Here is a 24,212-nt window from a genome sequence, read left to right as displayed (position 1 = left end):
TGCACCAGAATAGGGCATGCTGCGCAGCGAAGCGCAGCCTGACCCGGCGCCACAGACACGAACGATCCCAGGTTTCGGACCACGCCCTATGACCACCCAGCGAATCGGATTTCTCATCTGGCCCAGTACCCGGCCGCTGACCCTGGCGCTGGCCGAGGAAGTGCTGCAGGTCGCCCAGCGGGTGCATCCGGATGTGTCTTACGAGTTGGTGTTTCTCCAGGCTGAAGTAGCGCCCGACGGGGCCTGGCGCTTGCCGGGCGAGCCTTGGAGCGGTCGTCTGGAGGGCTGTCAGAAGCTCTTTCTTCTGGCGGATGAGCCGCCAGTGGCGGTGGGCTCGGCCCTGTCGTCCGCGCTCAAGCAATTGGCGCGCAGCGGTTGCCTGATCGGTGGTCTGTCGGCCGGTGTGTACCCGCTGGCGGCGCTGGGTCTGCTCGATGGTTATCGCGCCGCAGTGCACTGGCGTTGGCAGGATGACTTTGCCGAGCGCTTTCCCAAGGTCATCGCCACCAGTCACCTATTCGACTGGGACCGTGATCGCCTGACCGCATGCGGTGGCATGGCTGTCACCGACCTGCTGCTGGCGGTGCTGGCGCGTGATCACGGCGCCGAGCTTGCCGGAGCGGTGTCTGAGGAGCTGGTGGTCGAGCGCATCCGTGAAGGGGGCGAGCGCCAGCGTATTCCGCTGCAGAATCGGCTCGGCTCCAGCCATCCGAAGCTCACCCAGGCGGTGCTGCTGATGGAGGCCAACATCGAAGAGCCGCTGACCACCGACGAAATCGCCCAGCACGTGTGCGTGTCCCGTCGGCAACTCGAGCGAATCTTCAAGCAGTACCTCAATCGCGTACCCAGCCAGTATTACTTGGAGCTGCGCCTGAACAAGGCGCGGCAGATGCTGATGCAGACCAGCAAGTCGATCATCCAGATCGGGTTGTCGTGCGGGTTTTCCTCCGGGCCGCATTTCTCCAGTGCCTACCGCAACTTCTTTGGGGCCACCCCGCGCGAAGACCGCAATCAGCGGCGCAGCGCCAGCCCGTTCGAGCTCAGTTCGGCGCCTGCCGAAAAGGGCTGAGTCTGATCGTTCGAGTCGGCCTTTTTCGCAGGTGAACCTGCGCCTGCAGGTCCCCGTCGGCGTTGGTGCCCGGCGTGGCCTGTGGGGCGGGCTCACCTGCGAAAAGGCCACCGCTCTTCTTATGTGAACACCCGTTCACCCATCCCTTTCTCTCCCGTACACTGCGCGATTGCGACAGTGTTTGTCGCATTGCCGAAAACCTGCCTGAAACAGGGTTTTGCGCTGTAATAAGTTGTCGCCTGGCAGCAAGGACAGGCGCCGATCAGTCCTTACAATCCCCCCATCGCTCGCCACTTCCAGGCCAGCGTTCCTCTTCAGGAGACTCAGATGTCCGTTGAGCAAGCCCCGGTGCAACGTGCCGATTTCGACCAGGTCATGGTTCCCAACTATTCTCCGGCGGCCTTCATTCCTGTGCGAGGCGAGGGCTCCCGAGTCTGGGACCAGTCGGGTCGCGAACTGATCGACTTCGCCGGTGGTATCGCCGTGAACGCCTTGGGTCATTGCCATCCGGCGCTGGTCAAGGCCCTCACCGAGCAGGCCAATACCCTGTGGCATGTGTCCAACGTCTTCACCAACGAGCCGGCCCTGCGCCTGGCCCACAAGCTGGTGGACGCGACCTTCGCCGAGCGTGCCTTCTTCTGCAACTCTGGCGCCGAGTCCAACGAGGCCGCTTTCAAGCTGGCCCGTCGCGTGGCCCATGACCGCTTCGGCCCGGAGAAGCACGAGATCATCGCCACCGTGAACAGCTTCCACGGTCGCACCCTGTTCACCGTCAGTGTCGGTGGCCAGCCCAAGTACTCCGATGGCTTCGGTCCAAAGATCACCGGTATCAGCCATGTGCCATACAACGACCTCGAAGCGCTGAAAGCCCAGATTTCCGACAAGACCTGCGCTGTGGTGATCGAGCCGATCCAGGGCGAGAGTGGTGTGGTTCCGGCTGACAAGGCCTACCTGGAAGGCGCGCGCAAGCTGTGCGACGAACACAACGCGCTGCTGATCTTCGACGAAGTGCAGACCGGCGTGGGCCGTACCGGCTCGCTGTATGCCTACCAGCACTATGGCGTGACCCCGGATATCCTCACCAGCGCCAAGAGCCTGGGCGGCGGTTTCCCGATTGGCGCCATGCTGACCACCACCGACCTTGCCAAGCACCTGGCCGTCGGCACCCACGGCACCACCTATGGCGGTAACCCGCTGGCCTGCGCCGTGGCCTGCGCCGTGCTCGACGTGGTCAACACGCCTGAGACGCTGGCCGGCATCAAGGCCAAGCACGAGCGCTTCAAGTCTCGCCTGGAGAAGATCGGCCAGCAGTCCGGCCTGTTCACCCAGGTGCGTGGCGTCGGCCTGCTGATCGGTTGCGTGCTCAGCGATGCCTGGAAAGGCAAGGCCAAGGACATCCTCAATGCCGCCGAGAAAGAAGGCGTGATGGTCCTGCAAGCCGGCCCGGACGTGGTGCGCTTCGCCCCGAGCTTGGTGGTGGAAGATGCTGACATCGACGAAGGTCTGGCGCGCTTCGAGCGTGCTGTGGCCAAGCTGACCCAGGGCTGATAGCCCGCGGTCACCTTCGCCGGCCCTGACTGCGGTCGGGGCTGGCGATACCCGAATTTCTGCGCGGGCGCCCGCTTTCCAACGAAGTAGCGCGCCCGTTGTTTTTCCGTGCCGATGCGTCGGCCTGTTTTCCCAAAGGAGTGACACCATGCTGGTGATGCGCCCCGCGCAAATGGCGGATCTGAACGAAGTGCAGCGCATGGCTGCCGACAGCCCCATTGGTGTCACCTCGCTGCCCGACGACGCCGGTCGCCTGGGCGACAAGATCGCCGCCTCGGAAACGTCCTTTGCCGCCGAAGTGAGCTTCAACGGCGAAGAAAGCTACTTCTTCGTCCTTGAGGACAACGAAACCGGCAAGCTCGTCGGTTGCTCGGCGATCGTCGCCTCGGCGGGCTACTCCGAGCCGTTCTACAGTTTTCGTAACGAGACCTTCGTGCACGCCTCGCGCGAGCTGAAGATCCACAACAAGATCCACGTCCTGTCGTTGTGCCACGACCTGACTGGCAACAGCCTGCTGACCAGCTTCTACGTGCTGCCGGAGTTGGTGAACAGCGCCTTCGCCGAACTCAACTCCCGCGGTCGTCTGCTGTTCATGGCTTCGCATCCGGAGCGCTTTGCCGATTCGGTGGTCACCGAGATCGTCGGCTACAGCGACGAGCAGGGGGAGTCGCCGTTCTGGGACGCCATCGGTCGCAACTTCTTCGACCTCAACTACGCCGACGCCGAGCGCCTGTGTGGCCTGAAGAGCCGCACCTTCCTCGCCGAACTGATGCCGCACTACCCGATCTACGTGCCGCTGCTGGCCGATGAGGCTCAGGAGGCCATGGGCCAGGTCCATCCGCGAGCGCAGATCACCTTCGACATCCTCATGCGCGAAGGCTTCGAGACCGAGCACTACATCGACATCTTCGACGGTGGCCCGACGTTGCACGCGCGCACCTCGGGCATCCGCTCGATCGCCCAGAGCCGGGTGGTGCCGGTAAAACTCGACGATAGCCCGATCAAGGGCGGGCGCGCCTATCTGGTCTGCAACGGCCAGTTGCAGGATTACCGCGCCGTGCTGCTGGAGCTGGACTGGGTGCCGGGTAAACCGGTCAGCCTCAGCCACGAAGCCGCTGATGCCCTGGGGGTCGGTGAGGGCGGCAGTGTCCGCCTGGTCGCCGTCTAAGCCTGCGCCCGGCCCGCCCGTGTCGGGGCGCCGGTTCAGAGAGATTCGCGGTAGGCACGAGCCGCCGCACAAGGAGATAGCATGATCGTTCGTCCCGTACGCAGCAGCGACTTACCCGCGCTGATCGAATTGGCACGCAGCACCGGCACCGGCCTGACCACCTTGCCGGCCAACGAAGGTCGCCTCGGACACCGTGTCGGCTGGGCCGAGAAGAGCTTCCGTGGCGAGGCCGAGCGCGCTGATACCGACTACCTGTTCGTGCTGGAGAACGACGAAGGCCTGGTGGTCGGCATCTGCGCCATCGCCGGCGCCGTGGGACTGCGCGAGCCTTGGTACAACTACCGCGTCGGCCTGACCGTCAGCGCCTCCCAGGAACTGAAGATCTATCGCGAGATCCCGACCCTGTTCCTGGCCAACGACCTGACGGGCAACTCCGAGCTGTGCTCCCTGTTCCTGCGGGGCGACTACCGCAGCGGCCTCAATGGCCGCCTGTTGTCCAAGGCGCGCATGCTGTTCATCGCCGAATTCCCAGAGCTGTTCGGCAACAAGATCATCGCCGAAATGCGTGGCATGTCCGACGAGAACGGTCGTTCGCCATTCTGGGAGAGCCTGGGGCGGCACTTCTTCAAGATGGAGTTCAGCCAGGCCGACTACCTTACCGGTGTAGGCAACAAGTCCTTCATCGCAGAACTGATGCCCAAGTTCCCGCTGTATACCTGCTTCCTGTCGGAGGCTGCGCGCAACATCATCGGTCGTGTGCACCCCGACACCGAGCCTGCGCTGGCCATGCTCAAGCGCGAAGGCTTCAGTTACCAGGGCTATGTCGACATCTTCGACGCCGGCCCGGCCATCGAATGCGAAACCTCGAAGATCCGTGCCGTGCGCGAAAGCCAGACCCTGGTGCTGGCGGTCGGGACGCCAGGCGACGATGCGACCCCTTATCTGATTCATAACCGCAAGCGCGAGGACTGCCGCATCACCGCGGCGCCGGCACGCCTGGCGGCTGGCACTTTGGTGGTCGATCCACAGACCGCCAAGCGCCTGCGCCTGGGGGCCGGCGACAGTGTGCGCGCCGTGACGCTGTCCGCTAGCCGGGAGGCCAATTAAATGACGACCCATTACATCGCCGGCCAATGGCAGGCCGGGCAGGGCCAGGCCCTGCAATCGCTCAACCCGGTGACCCAGGCCGTAGTCTGGGAGGGGCAGGGGGCCGACGAGGCGCAGGTGCAGGCAGCCGTGCAGGCCGCACGCCAGGCCTTTCCAGCCTGGGCGCAGTTGAGCCTGGATGCGCGCATCGGTGTGCTGGAAGCCTTTGCCGAAAAGCTCAAGGCCAATGGTGACGCCCTGGCCCGCTGCATCGGCGAGGAAACCGGCAAGCCTCTGTGGGAATCGGCCACCGAAGTCACCAGCATGGTCAACAAAGTGGCCATCTCGGTGCAGAGCTACCGTGAGCGTACGGGCGAGAAGAGTGGGCCACTGGCCGACGCCACTGCCGTGCTGCGACACAAACCCCACGGCGTGGTGGCGGTGTTCGGCCCTTACAACTTCCCTGGGCACCTGCCCAACGGCCACATCGTCCCGGCCTTGCTGGCGGGCAATTGCGTGGTGTTCAAACCCAGTGAGCTGACCCCCAAGGTGGCCGAGCTGACCGTCAAGTGTTGGATCGAGGCGGGGCTGCCGGCAGGCGTGCTCAACCTGGTGCAAGGCGCCCGTGAGACCGGTGTCGCGCTGGCCGCCAATCCCGGTATCGATGGTCTGTTCTTCACCGGCTCCAGCCGTACCGGCAACCTGTTGCACCAGCAGTTCGCTGGTCGTCCGGACAAGATCCTCGCCCTGGAGATGGGCGGCAACAACCCGTTGGTGGTGGACGAGGTCCAGGACCTGGACGCTGCCGTCTATACCATCATCCAGTCTGCCTTCATTTCCGCCGGCCAGCGCTGCACCTGCGCTCGCCGCCTGCTGGTGCCTCAAGGCGCCTGGGGTGACGCGCTGCTGGCGCGTCTGGTCGAAGTCAGCCGTGCCATCAGTGTCGGCGCGTTCGACCAGCAACCGGCGCCGTTCATGGGGTCGGTGATTTCGCTGCAGGCCGCCCGCGCACTGCTGGATGCCCAGGCCGAGTTGCTGGGTAAAGGCGCCGTGGCGCTGCTGGAGATGACCCAGCCACAAGCCGGCGCTGCCCTGCTGACCCCCGGCATCATCGACGTCACTGCTGTGGCTGGCCGCCCGGACGAAGAATTTTTCGGCCCCCTGCTGCAAGTGATCCGCTACAGCGGCTTCGATGCCGCGATCGACGAGGCCAACAACACCCAGTACGGCCTGGCCGCAGGGCTGCTGTCGGACTCCCGGGCGCGCTACCAGTACTTCTGGCTGCGCAGTCGCGCCGGCATCGTCAACTGGAACAAACAACTGACCGGCGCCGCCAGCAGCGCGCCGTTCGGTGGCGTCGGGGCCAGCGGCAACCACCGCGCCAGCGCCTATTACGCGGCTGATTATTGCGCCTACCCAGTGGCTTCGCTGGAGACCGCGAGCCTCACTCTGCCGGCGACCCTGACGCCGGGCGTCACCCTATAACAACAGGTCTCGGAGCCTAGCCGATGAAATCCTACGAAGTGAATTTTGATGGCCTGGTGGGGCCTACCCACAACTATGGTGGTCTGTCCTACGGCAACGTGGCTTCGCAGAGCAACAGCCAGCAGCAGTCCAACCCGCGTGAAGCGGCGCGCCAAGGCTTGGCGAAGATGAAGGCTCTGGCCGACATGGGCTTCAAGCAAGGCGTGCTGGCCCCGCAGGAGCGTCCGGACGTTGCAGCCTTGCGTCGCCTGGGCTTCAGCGGCAGCGACGCCGAGGTGATCCGCCGCGCGGCGAAAGAGGCCATGCCTCTGCTGGTGGCAAGCTGCTCGGCCTCGAGCATGTGGGTGGCCAACGCCGCGACCGTCAGCCCTAGCGCCGACACCGCCGATGGCCGCGTGCATTTCACCGCTGCCAACCTGAACTGCAAGTACCACCGCAGTATCGAGCATCCCACCACCAGCCGTGTGCTGGGCGCCATGTTCGCGGACGAAAAGCACTTCGCCCACCACCAGGCCCTGCCGGCAGTCGCCCAATTCGGTGACGAAGGTGCGGCCAACCACACGCGCTTCTGCCGTACCTATGGCGAGCCAGGCGTTGAGTTCTTCGTCTACGGGCGCAGCGCCTTCGACAGCCGGTACCCGGCGCCGCAGAAGTACCCGGCGCGCCAGACCCTGGAAGCGTCCCAGGCTGTGGCACGGCTGCACGGGCTCGCCGATGACGGTGTGGTCTACGCTCAACAGAACCCGGCGGTGATCGATCAGGGTGTGTTCCACAACGACGTGATTTCGGTAGGCAATGGCGAAGTGCTGTTCTATCACGAGGATGCCTTCCTCGAGACCGATACGGTGCTTGGCCAGTTGCAGGCTAAACTGGCCAGCAAGGGCGGCAACTTCCAGGCGATCCGTGTGCCGCGGGCCGAGGTGACGGTGGAGGACGCGGTGCGCTCCTACCTGTTCAATAGCCAGCTGCTCAGCCGGAATGATGGCTCCATGTTGTTGGTGGTGCCGGAGGAGTGCCGTAACAACGAGCGGGTATGGTCCTACCTGGGGCAGTTGACCAGCCAGGGTGGCCCGGTGAAGGAAGTCAAGGTGTTCGACCTCAAGCAGAGCATGCAGAACGGCGGTGGCCCGGCTTGCCTGCGTCTGCGGGTCGCTTTGAAGGACAACGAACTGGCAGCGGTCAATCCAGGCGTTATCATGACCGCGCCGCTGTACGATACCTTGGTCCAGTGGGTCGACAAGCACTACCGCGATCGCCTGAGCGAAGCGGACCTGGCCGACCCGCAACTGCTGGACGAATGCCGTACGGCACTGGATGAGCTGACCCAAATCCTGAAACTGGGTTCGGTCTATCCGTTCCAACGCCAACCTTGAGAGAGAACTTGTAATGTCCGATGCCCTGCGGCTGATCCTTGAAGACAACGATGGTACCCAGCTGGAAACCTCCTGCACTCGCTTTGCTGTGGTCTGGCAGGGCAAGGAAGTCTGGATCCAGCAGGATGGCCGCGGCCAGCTGCTGATCGGCGTCGACGTGGAGGAAGGCGATACCGAATACGCCAACCTGCTGCTGCGCCCCATGGCGACCAACCTGGTCAGCCTGCAACTGGAAATGGAGCCGGCTGAAGTCGGTGACGACGATCACGTGCATGGCCCGGATTGCGGTCACCATCACTAAGGAAACGCCCTATGCTCGCCCTCGGAAAACTGCTTGACCTGACCCTGGCCGATCATGAACCGGCCGAGAAAACGCAAGTGACGGTCGAGGGCGTGCGCTTGCGCTGGCTGGGGGAGGGCGCCCTTGAGGTACGTCCGCCCGAAGGCAAGGACAATGGCCTGGACCTGCTGCTGTCGGCCGGCATCCACGGCAATGAAACCGCACCCATTGAACTGCTCGACGAGCTCCTCCACGGTGTGGCCCGTGGCGAGATCAAGCCACGGGCGCGTGTATTGTTCCTGTTCGGCAATCCCGAGGCGATCCGCAAGGGCGAGCGTTACGTCGAGCAAGACATCAACCGCCTGTTCAACGGTCGGCATGAACTCTCCAGTGGCCCCGAGGCCTTGCGCGCGGCAGAGCTGGAGCAGTTCGCCCGGGTGTTCTTCAGCCTGCCGGGGCGTACCCGCCTGCATTACGACCTGCACACGGCGATCCGGGGTTCGAAGATCGAGCAGTTCGCGCTGTATCCGTACAAGGAAGGGCGTCGCCATTCCCGTCGTGAGCTGGCTCGCCTGAACGCCGCGGGGATGGAAGCGGTGTTGCTGCAGAACAAGTCATCGATCACCTTCAGTGCTTTCACCTACGAGCAACTGGAAGCCGAGGCGTTCACGCTGGAGCTGGGCAAGGCGCGGCCGTTTGGTCATAACCAGCAAGTCAACCTAGACCGCTTGCAGGCTCGCCTGTTGCAGATCATCGAGGGCAACGAGCCTGAGGGCGAAGAGAGCCTCGATGGATTGCAGCTGTTCAGCGTCGCCCGCGAGATCATCAAGCACAGCGATAACTTCCACCTGCACCTGCCCGCTGACATCGAAAACTTCTCTGAGCTCAGCAAGGGCTACCTGCTGGCTGAAGACCTGGCTGAAATGCGCTGGGTCGTCGAGGAGGAGGGCGCGCGCATCATTTTCCCCAACCCCAAGGTCAGGAATGGGCTGCGCGCTGGCATCTTGATCGTGCCTGCGTTGGCCGGTGAGCTTGGCTGACGCGTTCGCAGACTCTCGTACTTCCAGGCCTGGCGCGTCCGCGCCTTTCTTTGGCCAAGCTCATACCCAGATCCTGAACCTTGCCCCAAGGCCAAAAGCGGCCTCAGGGCAGGGGTTTTCATTGTGTCCGGTGCCGGTCTCAGCCGGCCTTGAGGTGGTCAGTCGCCCTGCGTTGGGGCTGGGAACAACATGCCGGACGCCAGGGTGTCGTATGCGTGTTGCAGCATCCGCAGGAGCGTGGTGAGCCCGTCGAGGCCTTCTGCATCGTAGGGATCATAGAGCACGACCGTGTAGTTTCCGCTCAACAGATGGGCGTACTTGTCCGGCATCGCCCTGTGCAGGTCGAAGCCGGGGCCCTGTTGGGGCGGGCCTGCATGGCATTGCATCAATACGATGTCAGGCACCGTGGCGTACTGCTTGCGCGCCGTATCCAATAGCCGGCTGAGCTGCGGATAGCCTGGCAGCAAGGCCAACTGCTCAAATACCCTTTCCTGGAACTGCGGTGTGCCGTAGAGAAACAGATGGTCGATCGCCGTGACCTCGAATTGCGCCTGCGCGCCTGCGTTGCCGTCCACGCGCAGAGGAAGGGTGATGCCCTCGGTGAGATGCGCCGGGGCTTCCGTGCCCATGAACAGCAGATGAATGCGCTGCTTCGGCGAGGCTTGTTGGATGGTCAAAGGCTGGCCATCGGCTTGCAGGGTGAAGGCGCCTTCCTGGCGCAGTGTCACGTCGGTGGTGGTGAGCCAGACCAGGATTTCGTCGAGTGTGCCGGCCACAGTCCCGGCGTCGATCGCTTCGATGAGCCTGCGCTGAACATGGACATTGCTTGCCTTGTAGAGATCAAACAGCTCGTAGTTGAAATAGACCCGTGCTGCGGTGAGCTGTGACTCGGTCGGATTGTCGTAGGCGATGGCCTCGTCCATCTCGCCGATAGCGACTTCCTGAACTTTGCCGTTGCCATCGATGATCTGTGCGTTTGCTGCTTGGGTTGTCATCAGCGTGACCTCCTTTGAATGGGGAGGGCAGGCTAAGCCGGTAGAGGGCGGACGCGTCGCTATACATGTAGGGCCGAAAGGGTGGCCCCTGTGCTAATGGGGGGACAGTCCGATTCTGGCCGCCAATCTCTGATAAAAACCTTTTCATTCACCGTCTGTTCCATTTTCCATTCCCTTGGGCGGTAATGGGCTTGCCAGTGGCGAAAGGCTGCATTTAGCATCCGGCCATGTCTTTTTAATTTGCAAGCGCCTTAAAAGCCGTCGAAACGACGCTTTCTATCGCATAAACACACTGCACCTTGCTTGCAGGACCGATATAATGCGGCCCTTTGCCGTCGTTTCGTCGACGTGTTTGCCCCTTAGGGCCGCCGTTTCCGTGGAAGAACCTATGAAAAGCGCCGAAATCCGTGAAGCCTTCCTTCGCTTCTTCGAAGAGCAGGGACATACCCGAGTCGCCTCCAGTTCGCTGATCCCGAACAACGACCCGACCCTGCTGTTCACCAACGCAGGCATGAACCAGTTCAAGGACTGCTTCCTGGGTGCGGAGAAGCGCGCCTACACCCGTGCCGTGAGCAGCCAGAAGTGCGTACGCGCCGGCGGCAAGCACAACGACCTGGAAAACGTCGGTTATACCGCTCGTCACCACACGTTCTTCGAAATGCTGGGCAACTTCAGCTTCGGCGACTACTTCAAGCGCGATGCCATTACCTTCGCCTGGACCTTCCTGACCTCCGATAAGTGGCTGAACCTGCCGAAGGAAAAGCTCTGGGTCACCGTCTACGCCAGCGACGACGAAGCCTACGACATCTGGACCAAGGAAGTCGGCGTACCGGCCGAGCGCATGGTGCGCATCGGTGACAACAAGGGGGCGCCGTACGCTTCCGACAACTTCTGGACCATGGGCGACACCGGCCCATGCGGTCCATGCACCGAGATCTTCTACGATCACGGCCCGGACATCTGGGGCGGCCCACCCGGCTCGCCAGAAGAGGACGGCGACCGCTACATCGAGATCTGGAACAACGTCTTCATGCAGTTCAACCGCACCGCCGATGGCGTCCTGCACCCGCTGCCGGCCCCGTCGGTGGACACTGGGATGGGCCTGGAGCGCATCAGTGCGGTCATGCAGCACGTGCACTCGAACTACGAGATCGACCTGTTCCGCAGTCTGCTGGCCGCCGCGGCCAAGGCCATCGGTTGCAGCAACGACGATCAACCTTCGCTGAAAGTTGTCGCCGACCACATCCGTTCCTGCGGCTTCCTGATCGCCGATGGTGTACTGCCCTCCAACGAGGGCCGCGGCTATGTGTTGCGCCGCATCATCCGTCGTGCATGCCGTCACGGTAACAAGCTCGGCGCCAAGGGCAGCTTCTTCTACCAGATCGTCGCGGCCTTGGTGGCCGAAATGGGCGACGCCTTCCCTGAGCTCAAAGCCCAGCAGGCGCACATCGAGCGCGTTCTCAAGACCGAGGAAGAGCAGTTCGCCAAGACCCTGGAACAAGGCCTGCGCATCCTCGAACAGGACTTGGCCCAGCTCAAGGGTGACGTAGTGCCAGGTGACGTGGTGTTCAAACTGTACGACACCTACGGTTTCCCCATGGACCTCACTGCTGACATCGCCCGTGAGCGCGAACTGACCATCGACGAAGCCGGCTTCGAGCGCGAGATGGAGGCCCAGCGCGAGCGTGCCCGCTCCGCCAGCGCCTTCGGCATGGACTACAACAGCCTGGTGAAGGTCGATGTAGCCACTGACTTCCTCGGCTACAGCACCACCGAAGGCAAGGGCAAGGTCGTTGCCCTGTACAAGGATGGTCAGTCCGTCGAGCGACTGGGCGAAGGCGAGCAGGGCGTCGTGATCCTGGATCGCACCCCGTTCTACGCCGAATCCGGCGGCCAGGTAGGTGACACCGGTTACCTGCAGGCCGGCGACATGCGTTTCGATGTGCGTGACACCACCAAGACCGGTGGCGCCTTCCTGCACCACGGCGTTGTCGCCAGTGGCGCGCTGAGCGTGGGTGCCGAGGTCGCGGCGCAGGTCGATGCCGACGTGCAGCACGCCACCTCGCTGAACCACTCCGCCACTCACCTGCTGCACGAAGCGCTGCGCCAAGTACTGGGCGAGCATGTCCAGCAGAAGGGTTCGTTGGTCGACAGCCAGCGCCTGCGTTTCGACTTCAGCCACTTCGAGGCGGTGAAGCCTGAACAGATCAAGGCGCTGGAAGACATCGTCAACCGCGAAGTGCGCAAGAATACTGCGGTGGAAACCGAGATCACCGACATCGAAACCGCCAAGCGCAAGGGCGCCATGGCCCTGTTCGGCGAGAAGTACGGCGATACCGTGCGCGTGCTGACCATGGGTGGCGACTTCTCGGTGGAGCTGTGCGGCGGTATCCATGCCAAGCGTACCGGTGATATCAGCCTGTTCAAGATCATCAGCGAGGGCGGCGTGGCCTCTGGCGTACGCCGTATCGAAGCGATCACCGGCGCCGCCGCGCTGGCCTACCTGAACGCTGCCGAAGAGCAGGTCAAGGAAGCCGCGCAGCTGGTCAAGGGCAATCGTGACAACCTGATCGACAAGCTGTCGGCTGTGCTCGAGCGCAACCGTCAGCTGGAAAAGCAGCTCGAGCAGCTGCAGGCCAAGGCCGCCAGCGCCGCCGGGGACGATCTCTCCAATGCGGCCGTTGAGGTTAAGGGCGCCAAGGTTCTCGCCGCTCGCCTGGATGGGCAGGACGGCAAGGCTCTGTTGGCCCTGGTCGATCAGCTGAAGAACAAGCTCGGCCACGCAGTGATCCTGCTGGGCAGCGAGCATGAGGGCAAGGTCGTGCTGGTGGCCGGCGTGACCAAGGACCTCTCCAGCCAACTCAAGGCTGGTGACCTGATGAAACAGGCCGCTGCGAAAGTCGGTGGCAAGGGCGGTGGCCGTCCGGACATGGCCCAGGGTGGTGGCGTCGACGTCGCTGCGCTGGACGATGCCCTGGCCCTGGCCGTGCCGTTCGCCGAGCAGGGGCTTTGAGATGACCGAGGCCCACTGTCTAGTAGTGGGCCTTGGCGTGATGGATTGTTTATTGGGTGCCCATCGTGGGCTGAGGCAGCTTTGAAATGGCGTTGATCGTACAGAAATTTGGCGGCACCTCTGTCGGTTCCATCGAGCGGATCGAGCAGGTTGCCGACAAGGTCAAGAAATTCCGCGACCAAGGCACCGACCTGGTGGTAGTGCTTTCGGCCATGAGCGGAGAAACCAATCGCCTGATCGACCTGGCCAAGCAGATTACCGATCATCCCGTCCCGCGTGAGCTGGATGTGATCGTATCGACTGGCGAACAGGTGACTATTGCCCTGTTGACCATGGCCCTGATCAAGCGTGGCGTGCCGGCAGTGTCCTACACCGGCAACCAGGTGCGAATCCTCACCGATAGTGCGCACAACAAGGCGCGCATCCTGCAGATCGACGACCAGAAGATTCGCGCCGACCTCAAGGCCGGTCGCGTAGTCGTGGTGGCAGGTTTCCAGGGGGTCGATGAGCACGGCAACATCACTACCCTCGGTCGTGGCGGCTCCGACACCACCGGCGTGGCCCTGGCGGCAGCGCTCAAGGCTGATGAGTGCCAGATCTACACCGATGTCGATGGTGTCTACACCACCGACCCGCGCGTGGTGCCACAGGCACAGCGCCTGGAGAAGATCACCTTTGAGGAGATGCTGGAAATGGCCAGCCTCGGCTCCAAGGTGCTGCAGATCCGCTCGGTCGAGTTCGCAGGCAAGTACAACGTTCCGCTGCGCGTGCTGCACAGCTTCAAGGAGGGTCCGGGTACCCTCATTACCATTGATGAAGAGGAATCCATGGAACAGCCGATCATTTCCGGTATCGCCTTCAACCGTGATGAAGCCAAGCTGACCATTCGCGGCGTGCCGGATACCCCCGGCGTTGCCTTCAAGATCCTCGGTCCGATCAGCGCGGCGAACATCGAAGTCGACATGATCGTGCAGAACGTCTCGCACGATAACACCACCGACTTCACCTTCACCGTGCACCGCAACGAGTACGAGAAGGCGCATAGCGTGCTGGAGAACACCGCCCGTGAAATCGGCGCCCGTGAAGTGATCGGCGACACCAACATCGCCAAGGTTTCCATCGTCGGCGTCGGCATGCGCTCCCACGCGGGTGTCGCCAGCCGCATGTTCGAAGCCCTGGCCAAGGAGAGCATCAACATCCAGATGATCTCCACCTCCGAGATCAAAGTCTCGGTCGTCATCGAAGAGAAGTATCTGGAGCTGGCTGTTCGCGCGCTGCACACCGCGTTCGAACTTGACGCTCCTGCCCGACAGGGCGAGTAAGACGCTGCCTGGAGGGGCGCGGCTTGCCGCGCCCTTCGCGTTTCTGGCTGTTGCGCAGGTACCTGTCCTGCCTCGCGCGATGGCTCACCTGGGCCTGCTGCTTTCCCGGCCTAGGCCCTGCCCATTACAGACTGTTGTCCCTGATTGAATTGCGTGAGGAGAAAGTTATGTTGATTCTGACTCGTCGGTGCGCCGAGAGCCTGATCATTGGAGACGGTGAGATCACCGTGACGGTCCTGGGTGTGAAAGGCAACCAGGTGCGTATTGGTGTGAGCGCCCCTAAAGAAGTGGCCGTTCACCGCGAAGAAATCTACCTGCGGATCAAGAAAGAGAAGGACGAAGAACCAACCCTTTAATTTTTATCGATTTTTTTTCAAAAAAGGGTTTGCAAACGGGGAAGGGTCTGGTTATTATACGCCCCGTGTTGCGGTGAGGTGGCCGAGTGGCCGAAGGCGCTCCCCTGCTAAGGGAGTATACCTCATAAGGGTATCGGGGGTTCGAATCCCCCCTTCACCGCCATTTTTCGTGTAGGGCGCTGTAATTGGCAGATCACTTAAGTCGTTGAAATTAAACGAAAAAGTGCTTGGCAAAGCGATTCAGCGAACTATAATGCACGGCAAGACACGGACTCATAGCTCAGCTGGATAGAGTACTCGGCTACGAACCGAGCGGTCGGAGGTTCGAATCCTCCTGAGTCCGCCATTTAATGGGCGGTTTTGTTAAGTCAAAGCAGTTCATTCACCAGTGGTAACCTGGTCTAAAAAATACCACCTACGGACTCATAGCTCAGCTGGATAGAGTACTCGGCTACGAACCGAGCGGTCGGAGGTTCGAATCCTCCTGAGTCCGCCATTTAATGGGCGGTTTTGTTAAGTCAAAGCAGTTCATTCACCAGTGGTAACCTGGTCTAAAAAATACCACCTACGGACTCATAGCTCAGCTGGATAGAGTACTCGGCTACGAACCGAGCGGTCGGAGGTTCGAATCCTCCTGAGTCCGCCACACACCAAGAAGCCCGCTCGATTAGAGCGGGCTTTTTGTTTTTCCGTGTCGCTGAATTGTCAGCAATGTCGAACTAAGCTCATTCCAGGTGCGATGCCCTCAAGAACAGGTGTTGCACAGGTCTGACACATTCTGTCGTATGTGCTTTTTTCTTTTTTGCCGCCGTCGCACTGTTGGTTTCGAGCGTTGTCGTAGCTTTATCGCGCAAACGATTGTTCTGGCCAAAATTTTAAGCGATCTGACAGCTGATGCAGTGTATGATTGCGCCCGTCAGCCCCGCCGGGGCTAGTGGAATACCACCATGGACTTACCCAGTAGTTACTCGATAACACGATTTACCAAGCTAGATCTGACCGATTGATTCTCCCGGCGTGCTCCGCTGCTGGGAGTGGAGTTCGCCTATGACCGAAGTAGAAGTAAAGAAAGCCCAAGAGAGCCTGCAGGATCGCCTGGCCCAGGTGATCGAACTGTTGCAGCGCCAGCGGGTGGTCGAGGACCTGACGCACCGTCAGGAAGGTCACCACCACGATCTGGTGGAAAACCTTGTCCACCGTCAGAACCTGGTCGAGCTGCAGCGCAAGCTCGACGACCTGCACCCCGCCGACATCGCCTATATTCTTGAAGCTCTTCCGCTGGAAGACCGTCTGACGGTATGGCAGTTGGTGCGCTCCGAGCGTGACGGCGACATCTTGCTCGAAGTCTCCGACGCCGTACGCCAGACCTTGATCGCCGACATGGACGATCACGAGTTGCTCGCGGCCGCCAAGGAGATGGATGCGGACGAACTGGCCGACTTGGCGCCGGAATTGCCGCGAGATGTTGTCCATGAGCTAATGGAAAGCCTCGATGCGCAGCAGCGTGAGCGCGTACGCTCGGCCCTGAGCTACGACGAGGAGCAGGTCGGTGCGCTGATGGACTTCGAGATGGTGACCATCCGCGAAGACGTCAGCCTGGAAGTGGTGTTGCGTTACTTGCGCCGGCTCAAGGAGCTGCCTGGCCATACCGACAAACTGTTCGTGGTCGACTACGACGGCATCCTCAAAGGCGTGCTGCCGATCAAGCGTCTGCTGGTCAACGACCCGGAAAAGAAAGTCGCGGAGGTCATGGCCAATGACCCGGTGACCTTCCATCCCGAGGAAGATGCCTATGATGCCGCCCAGGCCTTCGAACGATACGATTTGATTTCCGCGCCAGTCGTGGACAAAAGTGACCGTTTGATCGGTCGTCTGACCATCGATGAAATGGTCGACCTCATCCGCGAGGAGAGTGAGAGCGAAGTGCTCAACATGGCGGGTCTGCGCGAAGAAGAAGACATCTTCGCTTCGGTCTGGCGTTCGCTGCGTAACCGCTGGGCATGGCTGGCCATTAACCTGATCACCGCCTTCGTGGCTTCGCGGGTCATTGGCCTGTTCGAAGGCTCCATCGAGAAGCTGGTCGCCCTGGCCGCCTTGATGCCGATCGTTGCGGGTATTGGTGGCAACTCTGGTAACCAGACGATCACCATGATCGTACGTGCCATGGCACTGGACCAAGTCTCGCCGGGTAATACCGGTCGTCTGATGCGCAAGGAGCTGGCGGTTTCGCTGCTCAATGGCCTGATCTGGGGTGGGGTGATAGGTGCAGTGGCCTTCTGGCTTTATGGCAGTTGGTCGCTGGGGCTGGTGATGACCGGCGCGATGACGCTGAACCTGTTGCTGGCTGCGTTGATGGGGGTACTCATTCCGATGACCCTGACCCGTCTGGGGCGCGACCCAGCGATGGGGTCGAGTGTCATGATCACTGCCGTGACCGACAGTGGTGGTTTCTTCATCTTTTTAGGGTTGGCCACCTTGTTCCTGCTCTGAGCATCCGGACCAGATCTGCAATAAAAAAAGCCAGCATTGAGCTGGCTTTTTTATGGGTGGTGCAAAACTCAGGAAGCGTCTGCAGCCATTTCCACATCGTGAGCGATGAGGGCGACCAGCGCGTTCTGCTGGCGGTGGGAGAGTTGGCGGAAGCGCTGCAGCAGCTCGCGCTCATGCAGACTCAGCTCGGGACTGTCCAGGCGCATGCTGAGCTCGTCGCCCAGCGCACCTTCCTGGATAAGGCTTTGTTCCAGGCGTGCGATGATCTCGGAGTTCATGCTGCGGTGGTGGTTGCGCGCTACCTCGGCAATGCGCTCACGCATTCCGTCTGGCAGGCGGACGACGAACTTGTCAGCGGTGCGGCTTGAATAGATAGCCTGTTTCATTGGGCGCATATACATTGACCGGTTTTTCTGGTTCAGGGGAAGCGGTTCTCAAATTGGCCGCACGGTGGTGGCTACGACCGTGGCGGTGACAAAATGTTCAACCGTGTTCTCAAATCTGGGTGCTCATCTTGCCCTATGGCCGCCGTTTCATTGGCGTCAATTCTGTGACAAATAGTGATCCGAATAAAGGCTTTTTGCCAGTACCAATTATCAGAAATGAGTACTGGTTTGAAAAGTTTTGCTTTTTTCGACTCGTGAGGCTGTCAGTTTATTGCCGCCAAAATCTGTCAAAAATCAGCAATGGCTATAGAAAATCCTTAAAATATGCAGGTTCCCTCATTTGAGCATAGTGGCTATGCGACATGACGCAAGCGGGACGTCCCGGCTGGGAGGTCGCCTGATATTTCTGATAGGACCGTCTGGATCGGGAAAAGATTCCCTTATTGATGCTGCGCGCGTGCATTTACTCGAAAACGGCGTCGAAGTCGCCAGACGCGTCATTACCCGATCGGCCGAGTCCAGGGGGGAGGCTGCCCTTAGCGTCAGCCCCGAGGTGTTCGAGCAGATGTGCGAGGACGGGGAATTTGCCATGCACTGGCAGGCCAACGGCCTGCAGTATGGGATTCCGGTGCAGGTGAATGAATGGCTGTCCAGTGGTCGCCATGTCTTGGTCAATGGGTCTCGTGGTTATTTGCCAGAAGCGCGCCGGCGGTATCCAAACCTGCTGGCCATTCGCCTGGAAGTGGCGCCCCAGGTGCTTCGTGAGCGGCTGTTGACCAGGGGGCGGGAGTCAGTGGAGCAGGTCGAGCAGCGCCTGGCGCGCAGTGCCCTGTTGCAGGCCGGAGATGACCCTGACGTGCATGTGCTGGACAACTCGACTTCCCTGGCCGATACCGTCAAGGCCTTGCTGCGCTTGCTGGTCGAGGAGGGCGTGATCGCGCAGCCGGCTGTCTAGGCATGACCCGCTTGGAGGTGCCGTTCCTGCGGGCCTGAGCAGTCTTGCTTTGCTGAAAAGGGCTACGGCTAAAAAGCCGATTCAGGCATGACAAACGGTTGAACGCTGGTTAAGATGCTCGCCGCCTTCGCACACCAGTCTGGCTGCTGCGAAGCATCTTGAATGGAGCTCCCCGTGTGGGAGTCCAGCTATCCGTCCTCGTAGTTTAATGGATAGAACGGGGCCCTCCTAAGGCCTTGATGCAGGTTCGATTCCTGCCGGGGACGCCATCTTTCGGTAATGCTGCATTACCTTTTCGTCCCCCATCCCCCATCACCGATCATCAAGCAATCAGTCCCCCTTGGGATTTTCGATTGACGGAATTCCGTATCCCTGATTTATTGAAACCGTTTTCATAACCCTGCCCATAAGTACAGACAAGAAGGTCATAGGGTGAACAAGATGCATGCGCCTGCCCGCGGGCGGGTCACCATCAGCGAGGTAGCCCAGGCTGCCGGCGTTTCCAAGGCTACGGTTTCGCGCTACATCGGCGGCGACCGGCAATTGCTCGCCGATGCCACTGCCCAACGTATCGAGGCGGTGATCGAACGGCTCGGTTATCGCCCCAATCGTATGGCCAGCGCTCTCAAGCGAGGCCGTACCGGCCTGATCGGCATGCTGCTGGCCGATATCCGAAACCCTTATTCCGTGGCGGTGATGCATGGCGTCGAGCTGGCTTGCCGCCAGCATGGCTACAGCTTGGTGGTGTGCAACACCGACTGCGATGACGAACAGGAGTGCCTGCACTTGCAGGCGCTGCAGTCGTACAACGTCGATGGTCTGATCGTGAACACCCTTGGCCACCATGCGGGTGAGTTGGCCAGCTTGGGCCGCGAGCTGCCGATGGTGTTGGTGGACCGACAACTGGCCGAGCTGCAGACCGACCTGGTGGGGCTAGACAACACCGACGCCGTCGAACAAGCATTGGAGCACCTGCAGCGGCAAGGTTATCGCGACATCCTGGCGGTCACCGAGCCCCTCGATGGCACCAGTTCGCGTCAGGAGCGGGTGTCTGCGTTCCAGGCGTCCATCGCACGCAGGCCCGGCATGCGCGGTCAAGTCCTGGAAGTGAGCAGTCGCCTGCCGGAGCAGTTGGCAGGATTTTTGGCGGGCGCAGGTTATGGTCCGCAGGCGCTGTTCAGCTGCAACGGTGTGGCTACCCTTGAAGTCATGCGGCATCTGCACCGACGTGCCGAGCATCCGTTCCATAATCTGGGCCTGGTCGCCCTCGATGATCTGGATTGGTACCCGTTGGTCGGGGGCGGCATCACTGCCCTGGCACAACCCACTGAGCGCATCGGCGCGGCCGCGTTCCAGTGCCTGCTGGAGCGTATGCAAGGCAGTCGATTGCCCGCCCGGCGCCTGGACCTTCGTGCTGAACTCATCGTTCGAGGTTCCAGCCGACCCATTGACTGAAAAACAGCGCGGCCTGCGTGTCGCGCTGTTTTTTACCTGGAAATGAAACCGGTTTCATTCGACAAGAACAAGGACTACAACGATGCACGCGAACCCTGTTTCCATCAGCCTGTCGAGCTTCGGCGCCGATACCGTACGCCACCATGGTCAGCTCGCTTACCTGCCTCTGCTGGCTGCGGCCGGTGCATGTCGCGTGGAGTGGCGCGAGGAGTTGTTCGAGGCATGGCCTGACGCCGCCGAACTTGCCAGTGCCAGTGCGGCGCTGGGCCTGGAAAGCCTGTTCTCCACACCGCTGGAGCTGTGGCGCGAGGATGGCAGTTTGGAGCCGCACGTGGCGGGACGGTTGCAATTGGCCAACGAGGTTGGCGCTGTAGCCTTGAAGGTCTCCCTCGGCCACTATCGCGAGAGTTGCGACCTTCAGGCCTTGCGCCCATTGCTGGGGCAGGGGACAGCCCTCTACGTGGAGAACGACCAGACCGTTCAAGGCGGGCGTCTGCAGCCGTTGCTGAGCTTCTTCCAGCGTGCTGCGAACCTAGGCCTGGCACCGGGCATGACCTTCGATATCGGTAACTGGTACTGGCAGGACGAGTGTCCCCTGCAGGCCGCGCGGGCCTTGGGACCCTGGGTGCGTTACGTGCACTGCAAGGCCGTCGAGCGCCGCACCGATGGCCGCAGGGCGGCGATCCCGCCGCAAGCGAGCGATTTGGCCGATTGGCGTGAGCTGATGGCCTGTTTTGCCCCAGGCGTGCCGCGGGCAATCGAGTACCCCCTGGTGAGTGACGATCTATTGACGTTCACGCGTGAGCAGGTTGTGCAGTTGGCCGCGCTCGAGGCGGAGGTGTGCCATGGCTGACTGGGACGTGCTCTGCTTCGGCGAAACCATGGCCATGTTCGTGGCCGAGCAGTGTGGCGATCTGGCCCAGGTCAAGGGATTCGCCAAGCGCATCGCCGGAGCCGACAGCAATGTGGCCATCGGCCTGGCCCGCCTGGGTCTGAAAGTGAACTGGCTGAGCCGGGTGGGCGCCGACTCTCTCGGCGCCTTCGTGCTCGCCAGCCTGCGCCGTGAGGGGCTGAGCTGTGACGACGTCGAAATCGACCCTGAACATCCGACAGGTTTTCAACTCAAGGCCCGCTGCGACGACGGGCGAGATCCGCAGGTCGAGTATTTTCGTCGTGGCTCTGCGGCCAGTCACCTGTCATCCGCTGTGCTACGGCCAAGCCTGCTCAAAGCGCGACACCTCCATGCCACGGGTATCCCACCAGCCTTGTCGGCATCTTGCCGTGAACTTTCCCACCGTTTGCTGGATGCCATGCGTGCCTGTGGGCGGAGTGTGTCCTTCGACCCGAACCTACGCCCGTCGCTGTGGCCGAACTTGCAGACCATGGTGCAGGAAATCAATGCCCTGGCGATCAAGGCCGACTGGGTGCTACCGGGCCTGGAGGAGGGGCGTCTGCTGACCGGCAGGCAGTCACCCGAGGCCATCGCCGGCTTCTACTTGGAGCGTGGTGTGCAGCAGGTGGCAATCAAGCTTGGGGCACAAGGCGCGTACTACCGCAATACCGCGGGCGCCGAGGGCATGGTAGCGCCGCACCCGGTGGCCCAGGTGGTGGATACGGTGGGGGCGGGCGATGCCTTTGCCGTCGGCGTGATCAGCGCCTTGCTCGAAGGCCACGACCTGCGTCGCGCCGTGACGCGCGGCAACTGGTGTGGCAGCCGGGCTGTGCAATCGCGCGGAGACATGGAAGGGCTGCCGCAACGCTTTGAGCTGGACCATTTCGAGATGCGCGCGAGCGCATGACGACCGAACCTGCCGGCCTGGCCGGCACCTGTTGCAACAAGAACAAAAAGCTCAGGAGACACACCATGCAGATCGACCGAATTGCTCCACGGCGTTGGTGGTACATCATGCCGATCGTCTTCATCACCTACAGCCTCGCTTACCTCGACCGTGCCAACTACGGTTTCGCGGCGGCCTCAGGCATGGCCGATGATTTGCACATCACCCCGGCCCTGTCCTCGCTGCTGGGGGCGCTGTTCTTTCTCGGTTATTTCTTCTTTCAAGTTCCCGGCGCCATCTATGCCGAAAAGCGCAGCGTGAAGAAACTCATTTTCGTCAGCCTGATCCTTTGGGGTGGGCTGGCGACGCTCACGGGCATGGTCCAGGACGTCTACCTGTTGATCGGCATCCGCTTTTTGTTGGGTGTGGTCGAGGCGGCGGTGATGCCGGCCATGCTGATCTACCTGTGCCACTGGTTCACCCGGGCCGAGCGCTCACGGGCCAATACCTTCCTGATCCTCGGCAACCCGGTGACCATCCTCTGGATGTCGGTGGTTTCCGGCTACCTGGTCAAGCACTTCGACTGGCGCTGGATGTTCATCATCGAAGGGTTGCCTGCCGTGCTCTGGGCCTTCATCTGGTGGCGCCTGGTGGATGACCGCCCAGAACAGGCCAAGTGGCTGGCCGCGCAAGACAAGGCAGCGCTGCGCGAGGCTCTGGCCGCAGAGCAGCAGGGCATCAAGCCGGTGAAGAACTACCGCGAAGCCTTCCGCTCGCCCAAGGTGATCATCCTGTCGTTGCAATACTTCTGCTGGAGCATTGGGGTCTACGGCTTCGTGCTCTGGCTGCCATCGATTCTCAAGCAGGCTGCCGCGCTGGACATCGTTACCGCTGGCTGGCTGTCGGCGGTCCCCTACCTGGGGGCGGTGCTGGCCATGCTGGGCGTGTCCTGGGCCTCGGACCGGATGCAAAAGCGCAAACGCTTCGTCTGGCCGCCATTGCTGATCGCCGCATTGGCGTTCTATGGCTCCTATGTTCTGGGCACCGAGCACTTCTGGTGGTCCTACACGTTGCTGGTGATTGCCGGTGCCTGCATGTACGCCCCCTATGGCCCGTTCTTCGCCATCGTCCCGGAGCTGCTGCCGAGCAATGTCGCCGGCGGTGCCATGGCCCTGATCAACAGCATGGGGGCCTTGGGCTCGTTTTCCGGCTCGTGGTTGGTGGGCTACCTCAATGGCGCCACGGGAGGCCCAGGTGCCTCCTACCTGTTCATGTGCGGCGCGCTGCTGGTGGCTGTGGCCCTGACCGCCGTTCTCAACCCTTCGCAACAGGTGCAGCGCCCGCGCCTGGCGCCCAGTCAATAGGATCCGACCATGAAGAAACGCATCGTTCTCTACAAACGCCTGTCCGATCAGCTCATGCAGCGTTTGCAGGCCCACACCGAAGTGACGCTGGTCGAGGCGCCCGCGGCCGACGGTCTGGCCCGCCTGCGCGCGGCACTGCCAGGCGCCCACGGCCTGCTGGGTGCGAGCCTGCGCCTGGGCGACGAACTGCTCGACCTGGCGCCGGAACTGGAGGTGGTCTCCAGCGTTTCGGTGGGGGTGGACAACTACGACATCGCTGAGCTGGACCGGCGCGGTGTCTTGCTGACCAACACCCCCGACGTGCTCACCGAGACCACAGCCGACACCGGGTTCGCCCTGCTGCTGGCCTGCGCAAGGCGGGTCGTGGAGCTGGACGGCTGGATCCGCGACGGCCATTGGCGCGCCGGGATAGGCCCTGCGCAGTTTGGTTGCGACGTGCATGGCAAGACCCTCGGTATCGTCGGCATGGGTCGTATCGGTGAGGCCTTGGCGCGCAGGGCCAACGCTGGTTTTGGCATGCAGGTGCTGTATCACACCCGCCAGCCGCGCCCCGAGGTGGAGGCGCGTTACGGGGCACGCCATCGAAGTCTTCAGGCCTTGTTGGCCGAGTCGGATTTCGTCTGCCTGTGCGTGCCCCTGAGCGCGCAAACCGAGAACCTCATCGGTGCCCCTGAGCTGGCCTTGATGAAGCCTTCGGCGATCTTGGTGAACATCTCCCGTGGTCGCGTGCTGGACGAGCCTGCCGTGTTGCAGGCCTTGCGTGAGCGGCGCATTCGCGGTGCCGGGCTGGATGTCTTCGTGCAGGAGCCGTTGCCGGCGAACTCGCCGCTGTTGCAACTGGACAACCTGGTGGTGACCCCGCACATCGGCTCGGCCACCGAGGAGACCCGTGAAGCCATGGCGCGCTGTGCGGTGGACAACCTGCTCGCGGCATTGGCAGGCGAGCGTCCGGCGAACCTGGTCAACCCCCAGGCCTGGGAGCGCCGGGCAGGGTAATCCCGCGTTCCCCCCCTCGCAGGCTTGCCTGCGAGGGCGTCGCTACAACCCCG

20 protein-coding genes and 5 tRNA genes are annotated in these 24,212 nt (G+C 61.9%); 23 read left to right on the top strand and 2 right to left on the bottom strand.

The window, feature by feature from the left end; genetic code table 11:
* The first annotated feature begins 88 nt into the window (after positions 1-88).
* The 8 genes from argR to astE all read left to right on the top strand — a co-directional run bounded on the left by argR (position 89) and on the right by astE (position 9,049).
* Complete coding sequence (gene argR, locus DQ397_RS07340) at positions 89-1,069, top strand: transcriptional regulator ArgR (protein WP_043209396.1); 981 nt, start codon at positions 89-91, stop codon at positions 1,067-1,069.
* 327 nt (positions 1,070-1,396) lie between these two features.
* Entirely contained in the window at positions 1,397-2,617 is a 1,221-nt protein-coding gene (locus DQ397_RS07330; protein ID WP_043209399.1) for an aspartate aminotransferase family protein, read from the top strand.
* Between the two features lie 148 nt (positions 2,618-2,765).
* Positions 2,766-3,785 (top strand): arginine/ornithine succinyltransferase subunit alpha, encoded by a 1,020-nt coding sequence (gene aruF / locus DQ397_RS07325; RefSeq protein WP_043209401.1) that lies wholly within the window; start codon positions 2,766-2,768, stop codon positions 3,783-3,785.
* A gap of 81 nt (positions 3,786-3,866) precedes the next feature.
* Positions 3,867-4,892: an arginine N-succinyltransferase gene (gene astA, locus DQ397_RS07320; RefSeq protein ID WP_043209403.1), complete on the top strand. Its 1,026-nt coding sequence runs from the start codon at positions 3,867-3,869 to the stop codon at positions 4,890-4,892.
* Complete coding sequence (gene astD, locus DQ397_RS07315) at positions 4,893-6,356, top strand: succinylglutamate-semialdehyde dehydrogenase (protein ID WP_043209406.1); 1,464 nt, start codon at positions 4,893-4,895, stop codon at positions 6,354-6,356.
* Positions 6,357-6,379: 23 nt separating this feature from the next.
* Complete coding sequence (gene astB, locus DQ397_RS07310; protein ID WP_043209408.1) at positions 6,380-7,729, top strand: N-succinylarginine dihydrolase; 1,350 nt, start codon at positions 6,380-6,382, stop codon at positions 7,727-7,729.
* A 13-nt stretch (positions 7,730-7,742) separates the two neighbouring features.
* Positions 7,743-8,030 (top strand): hypothetical protein, encoded by a 288-nt coding sequence (locus DQ397_RS07305; RefSeq protein WP_043209409.1) that lies wholly within the window; start codon positions 7,743-7,745, stop codon positions 8,028-8,030.
* Between the two features lie 11 nt (positions 8,031-8,041).
* The gene (gene astE / locus DQ397_RS07300) at positions 8,042-9,049 is read left to right on the top strand and encodes a succinylglutamate desuccinylase (RefSeq protein WP_043209412.1); all 1,008 of its coding nucleotides are present in this window, start codon (positions 8,042-8,044) and stop codon (positions 9,047-9,049) included.
* Between the two features lie 158 nt (positions 9,050-9,207).
* Here the strand turns inward: astE and DQ397_RS07295 are convergent, their stop codons facing one another.
* Positions 9,208-10,044, bottom strand: coding sequence for a hypothetical protein (locus DQ397_RS07295; protein ID WP_052352428.1), 837 nt, complete (start codon positions 10,042-10,044; stop codon positions 9,208-9,210).
* Positions 10,045-10,432: 388 nt separating this feature from the next.
* Here DQ397_RS07295 and alaS point away from each other — a divergent pair, with 388 nt between their 5' ends.
* The 8 genes from alaS to mgtE all read left to right on the top strand — a co-directional run bounded on the left by alaS (position 10,433) and on the right by mgtE (position 17,225).
* Positions 10,433-13,057 carry an alanine--tRNA ligase gene (alaS, locus tag DQ397_RS07290; RefSeq protein WP_043209414.1) on the top strand — a complete coding sequence of 875 codons (2,625 nt, stop codon included), beginning with the start codon at positions 10,433-10,435 and terminating at the stop codon, positions 13,055-13,057.
* Positions 13,058-13,143: 86 nt separating this feature from the next.
* The gene (locus DQ397_RS07285; protein WP_043209416.1) at positions 13,144-14,379 is read left to right on the top strand and encodes an aspartate kinase; all 1,236 of its coding nucleotides are present in this window, start codon (positions 13,144-13,146) and stop codon (positions 14,377-14,379) included.
* A 167-nt stretch (positions 14,380-14,546) separates the two neighbouring features.
* Positions 14,547-14,735 carry a carbon storage regulator CsrA gene (gene csrA / locus DQ397_RS07280; RefSeq protein ID WP_043209419.1) on the top strand — a complete coding sequence of 63 codons (189 nt, stop codon included), beginning with the start codon at positions 14,547-14,549 and terminating at the stop codon, positions 14,733-14,735.
* 72 nt (positions 14,736-14,807) lie between these two features.
* Positions 14,808-14,898, top strand: a tRNA-Ser gene (locus tag DQ397_RS07275).
* Between the two features lie 106 nt (positions 14,899-15,004).
* Positions 15,005-15,081: transfer RNA gene (locus DQ397_RS07270), tRNA-Arg, on the top strand.
* Positions 15,082-15,154: 73 nt separating this feature from the next.
* Positions 15,155-15,231 (top strand) — tRNA-Arg (locus DQ397_RS07265).
* Between the two features lie 73 nt (positions 15,232-15,304).
* Positions 15,305-15,381: transfer RNA gene (locus DQ397_RS07260), tRNA-Arg, on the top strand.
* A gap of 401 nt (positions 15,382-15,782) precedes the next feature.
* Positions 15,783-17,225, top strand: a complete 1,443-nt coding sequence (gene mgtE / locus DQ397_RS07255) for a magnesium transporter (protein WP_043210979.1) — start codon at positions 15,783-15,785, stop codon at positions 17,223-17,225.
* Between the two features lie 68 nt (positions 17,226-17,293).
* Here the strand turns inward: mgtE and DQ397_RS07250 are convergent, their stop codons facing one another.
* The gene (locus DQ397_RS07250) at positions 17,294-17,620 is read right to left on the bottom strand and encodes an Arc family DNA-binding protein (RefSeq protein ID WP_003254499.1); all 327 of its coding nucleotides are present in this window, start codon (positions 17,618-17,620) and stop codon (positions 17,294-17,296) included.
* 346 nt (positions 17,621-17,966) lie between these two features.
* Between DQ397_RS07250 and phnN the strand changes: the two genes are divergently transcribed.
* From phnN to DQ397_RS07210, 7 genes are all read left to right on the top strand, one after another.
* Positions 17,967-18,566 (top strand): phosphonate metabolism protein/1,5-bisphosphokinase (PRPP-forming) PhnN, encoded by a 600-nt coding sequence (gene phnN / locus DQ397_RS07240; RefSeq protein ID WP_043210976.1) that lies wholly within the window; start codon positions 17,967-17,969, stop codon positions 18,564-18,566.
* Between the two features lie 194 nt (positions 18,567-18,760).
* Positions 18,761-18,835 (top strand) — tRNA-Arg (locus tag DQ397_RS07235).
* A gap of 172 nt (positions 18,836-19,007) precedes the next feature.
* Entirely contained in the window at positions 19,008-20,021 is a 1,014-nt protein-coding gene (locus DQ397_RS07230) for a LacI family DNA-binding transcriptional regulator (RefSeq protein ID WP_043210991.1), read from the top strand.
* A gap of 82 nt (positions 20,022-20,103) precedes the next feature.
* On the top strand, positions 20,104-20,874 hold the full coding sequence (locus DQ397_RS07225; protein ID WP_043210974.1) for an AP endonuclease: 771 nt from the start codon (positions 20,104-20,106) through the stop codon (positions 20,872-20,874).
* On the top strand, positions 20,867-21,820 hold the full coding sequence (locus DQ397_RS07220; protein ID WP_043210972.1) for a sugar kinase: 954 nt from the start codon (positions 20,867-20,869) through the stop codon (positions 21,818-21,820). The genes DQ397_RS07225 and DQ397_RS07220 overlap by 8 nt, the downstream gene beginning before the upstream one ends.
* A gap of 65 nt (positions 21,821-21,885) precedes the next feature.
* On the top strand, positions 21,886-23,163 hold the full coding sequence (locus tag DQ397_RS07215) for an MFS transporter (RefSeq protein WP_043210970.1): 1,278 nt from the start codon (positions 21,886-21,888) through the stop codon (positions 23,161-23,163).
* Between the two features lie 9 nt (positions 23,164-23,172).
* The gene (locus DQ397_RS07210) at positions 23,173-24,159 is read left to right on the top strand and encodes a D-glycerate dehydrogenase (protein ID WP_043210968.1); all 987 of its coding nucleotides are present in this window, start codon (positions 23,173-23,175) and stop codon (positions 24,157-24,159) included.
* Positions 24,160-24,212 lie beyond the last annotated feature (53 nt).

Source organism: Pseudomonas sp. CK-NBRI-02 (assembly GCF_008124495.1).
GTDB classification, from domain to species: domain Bacteria; phylum Pseudomonadota; class Gammaproteobacteria; order Pseudomonadales; family Pseudomonadaceae; genus Aquipseudomonas; species Aquipseudomonas guariconensis.
Note: the sequence above shows the minus strand (reverse complement) of the source record. Positions and strands in the feature narration are given on the sequence as shown.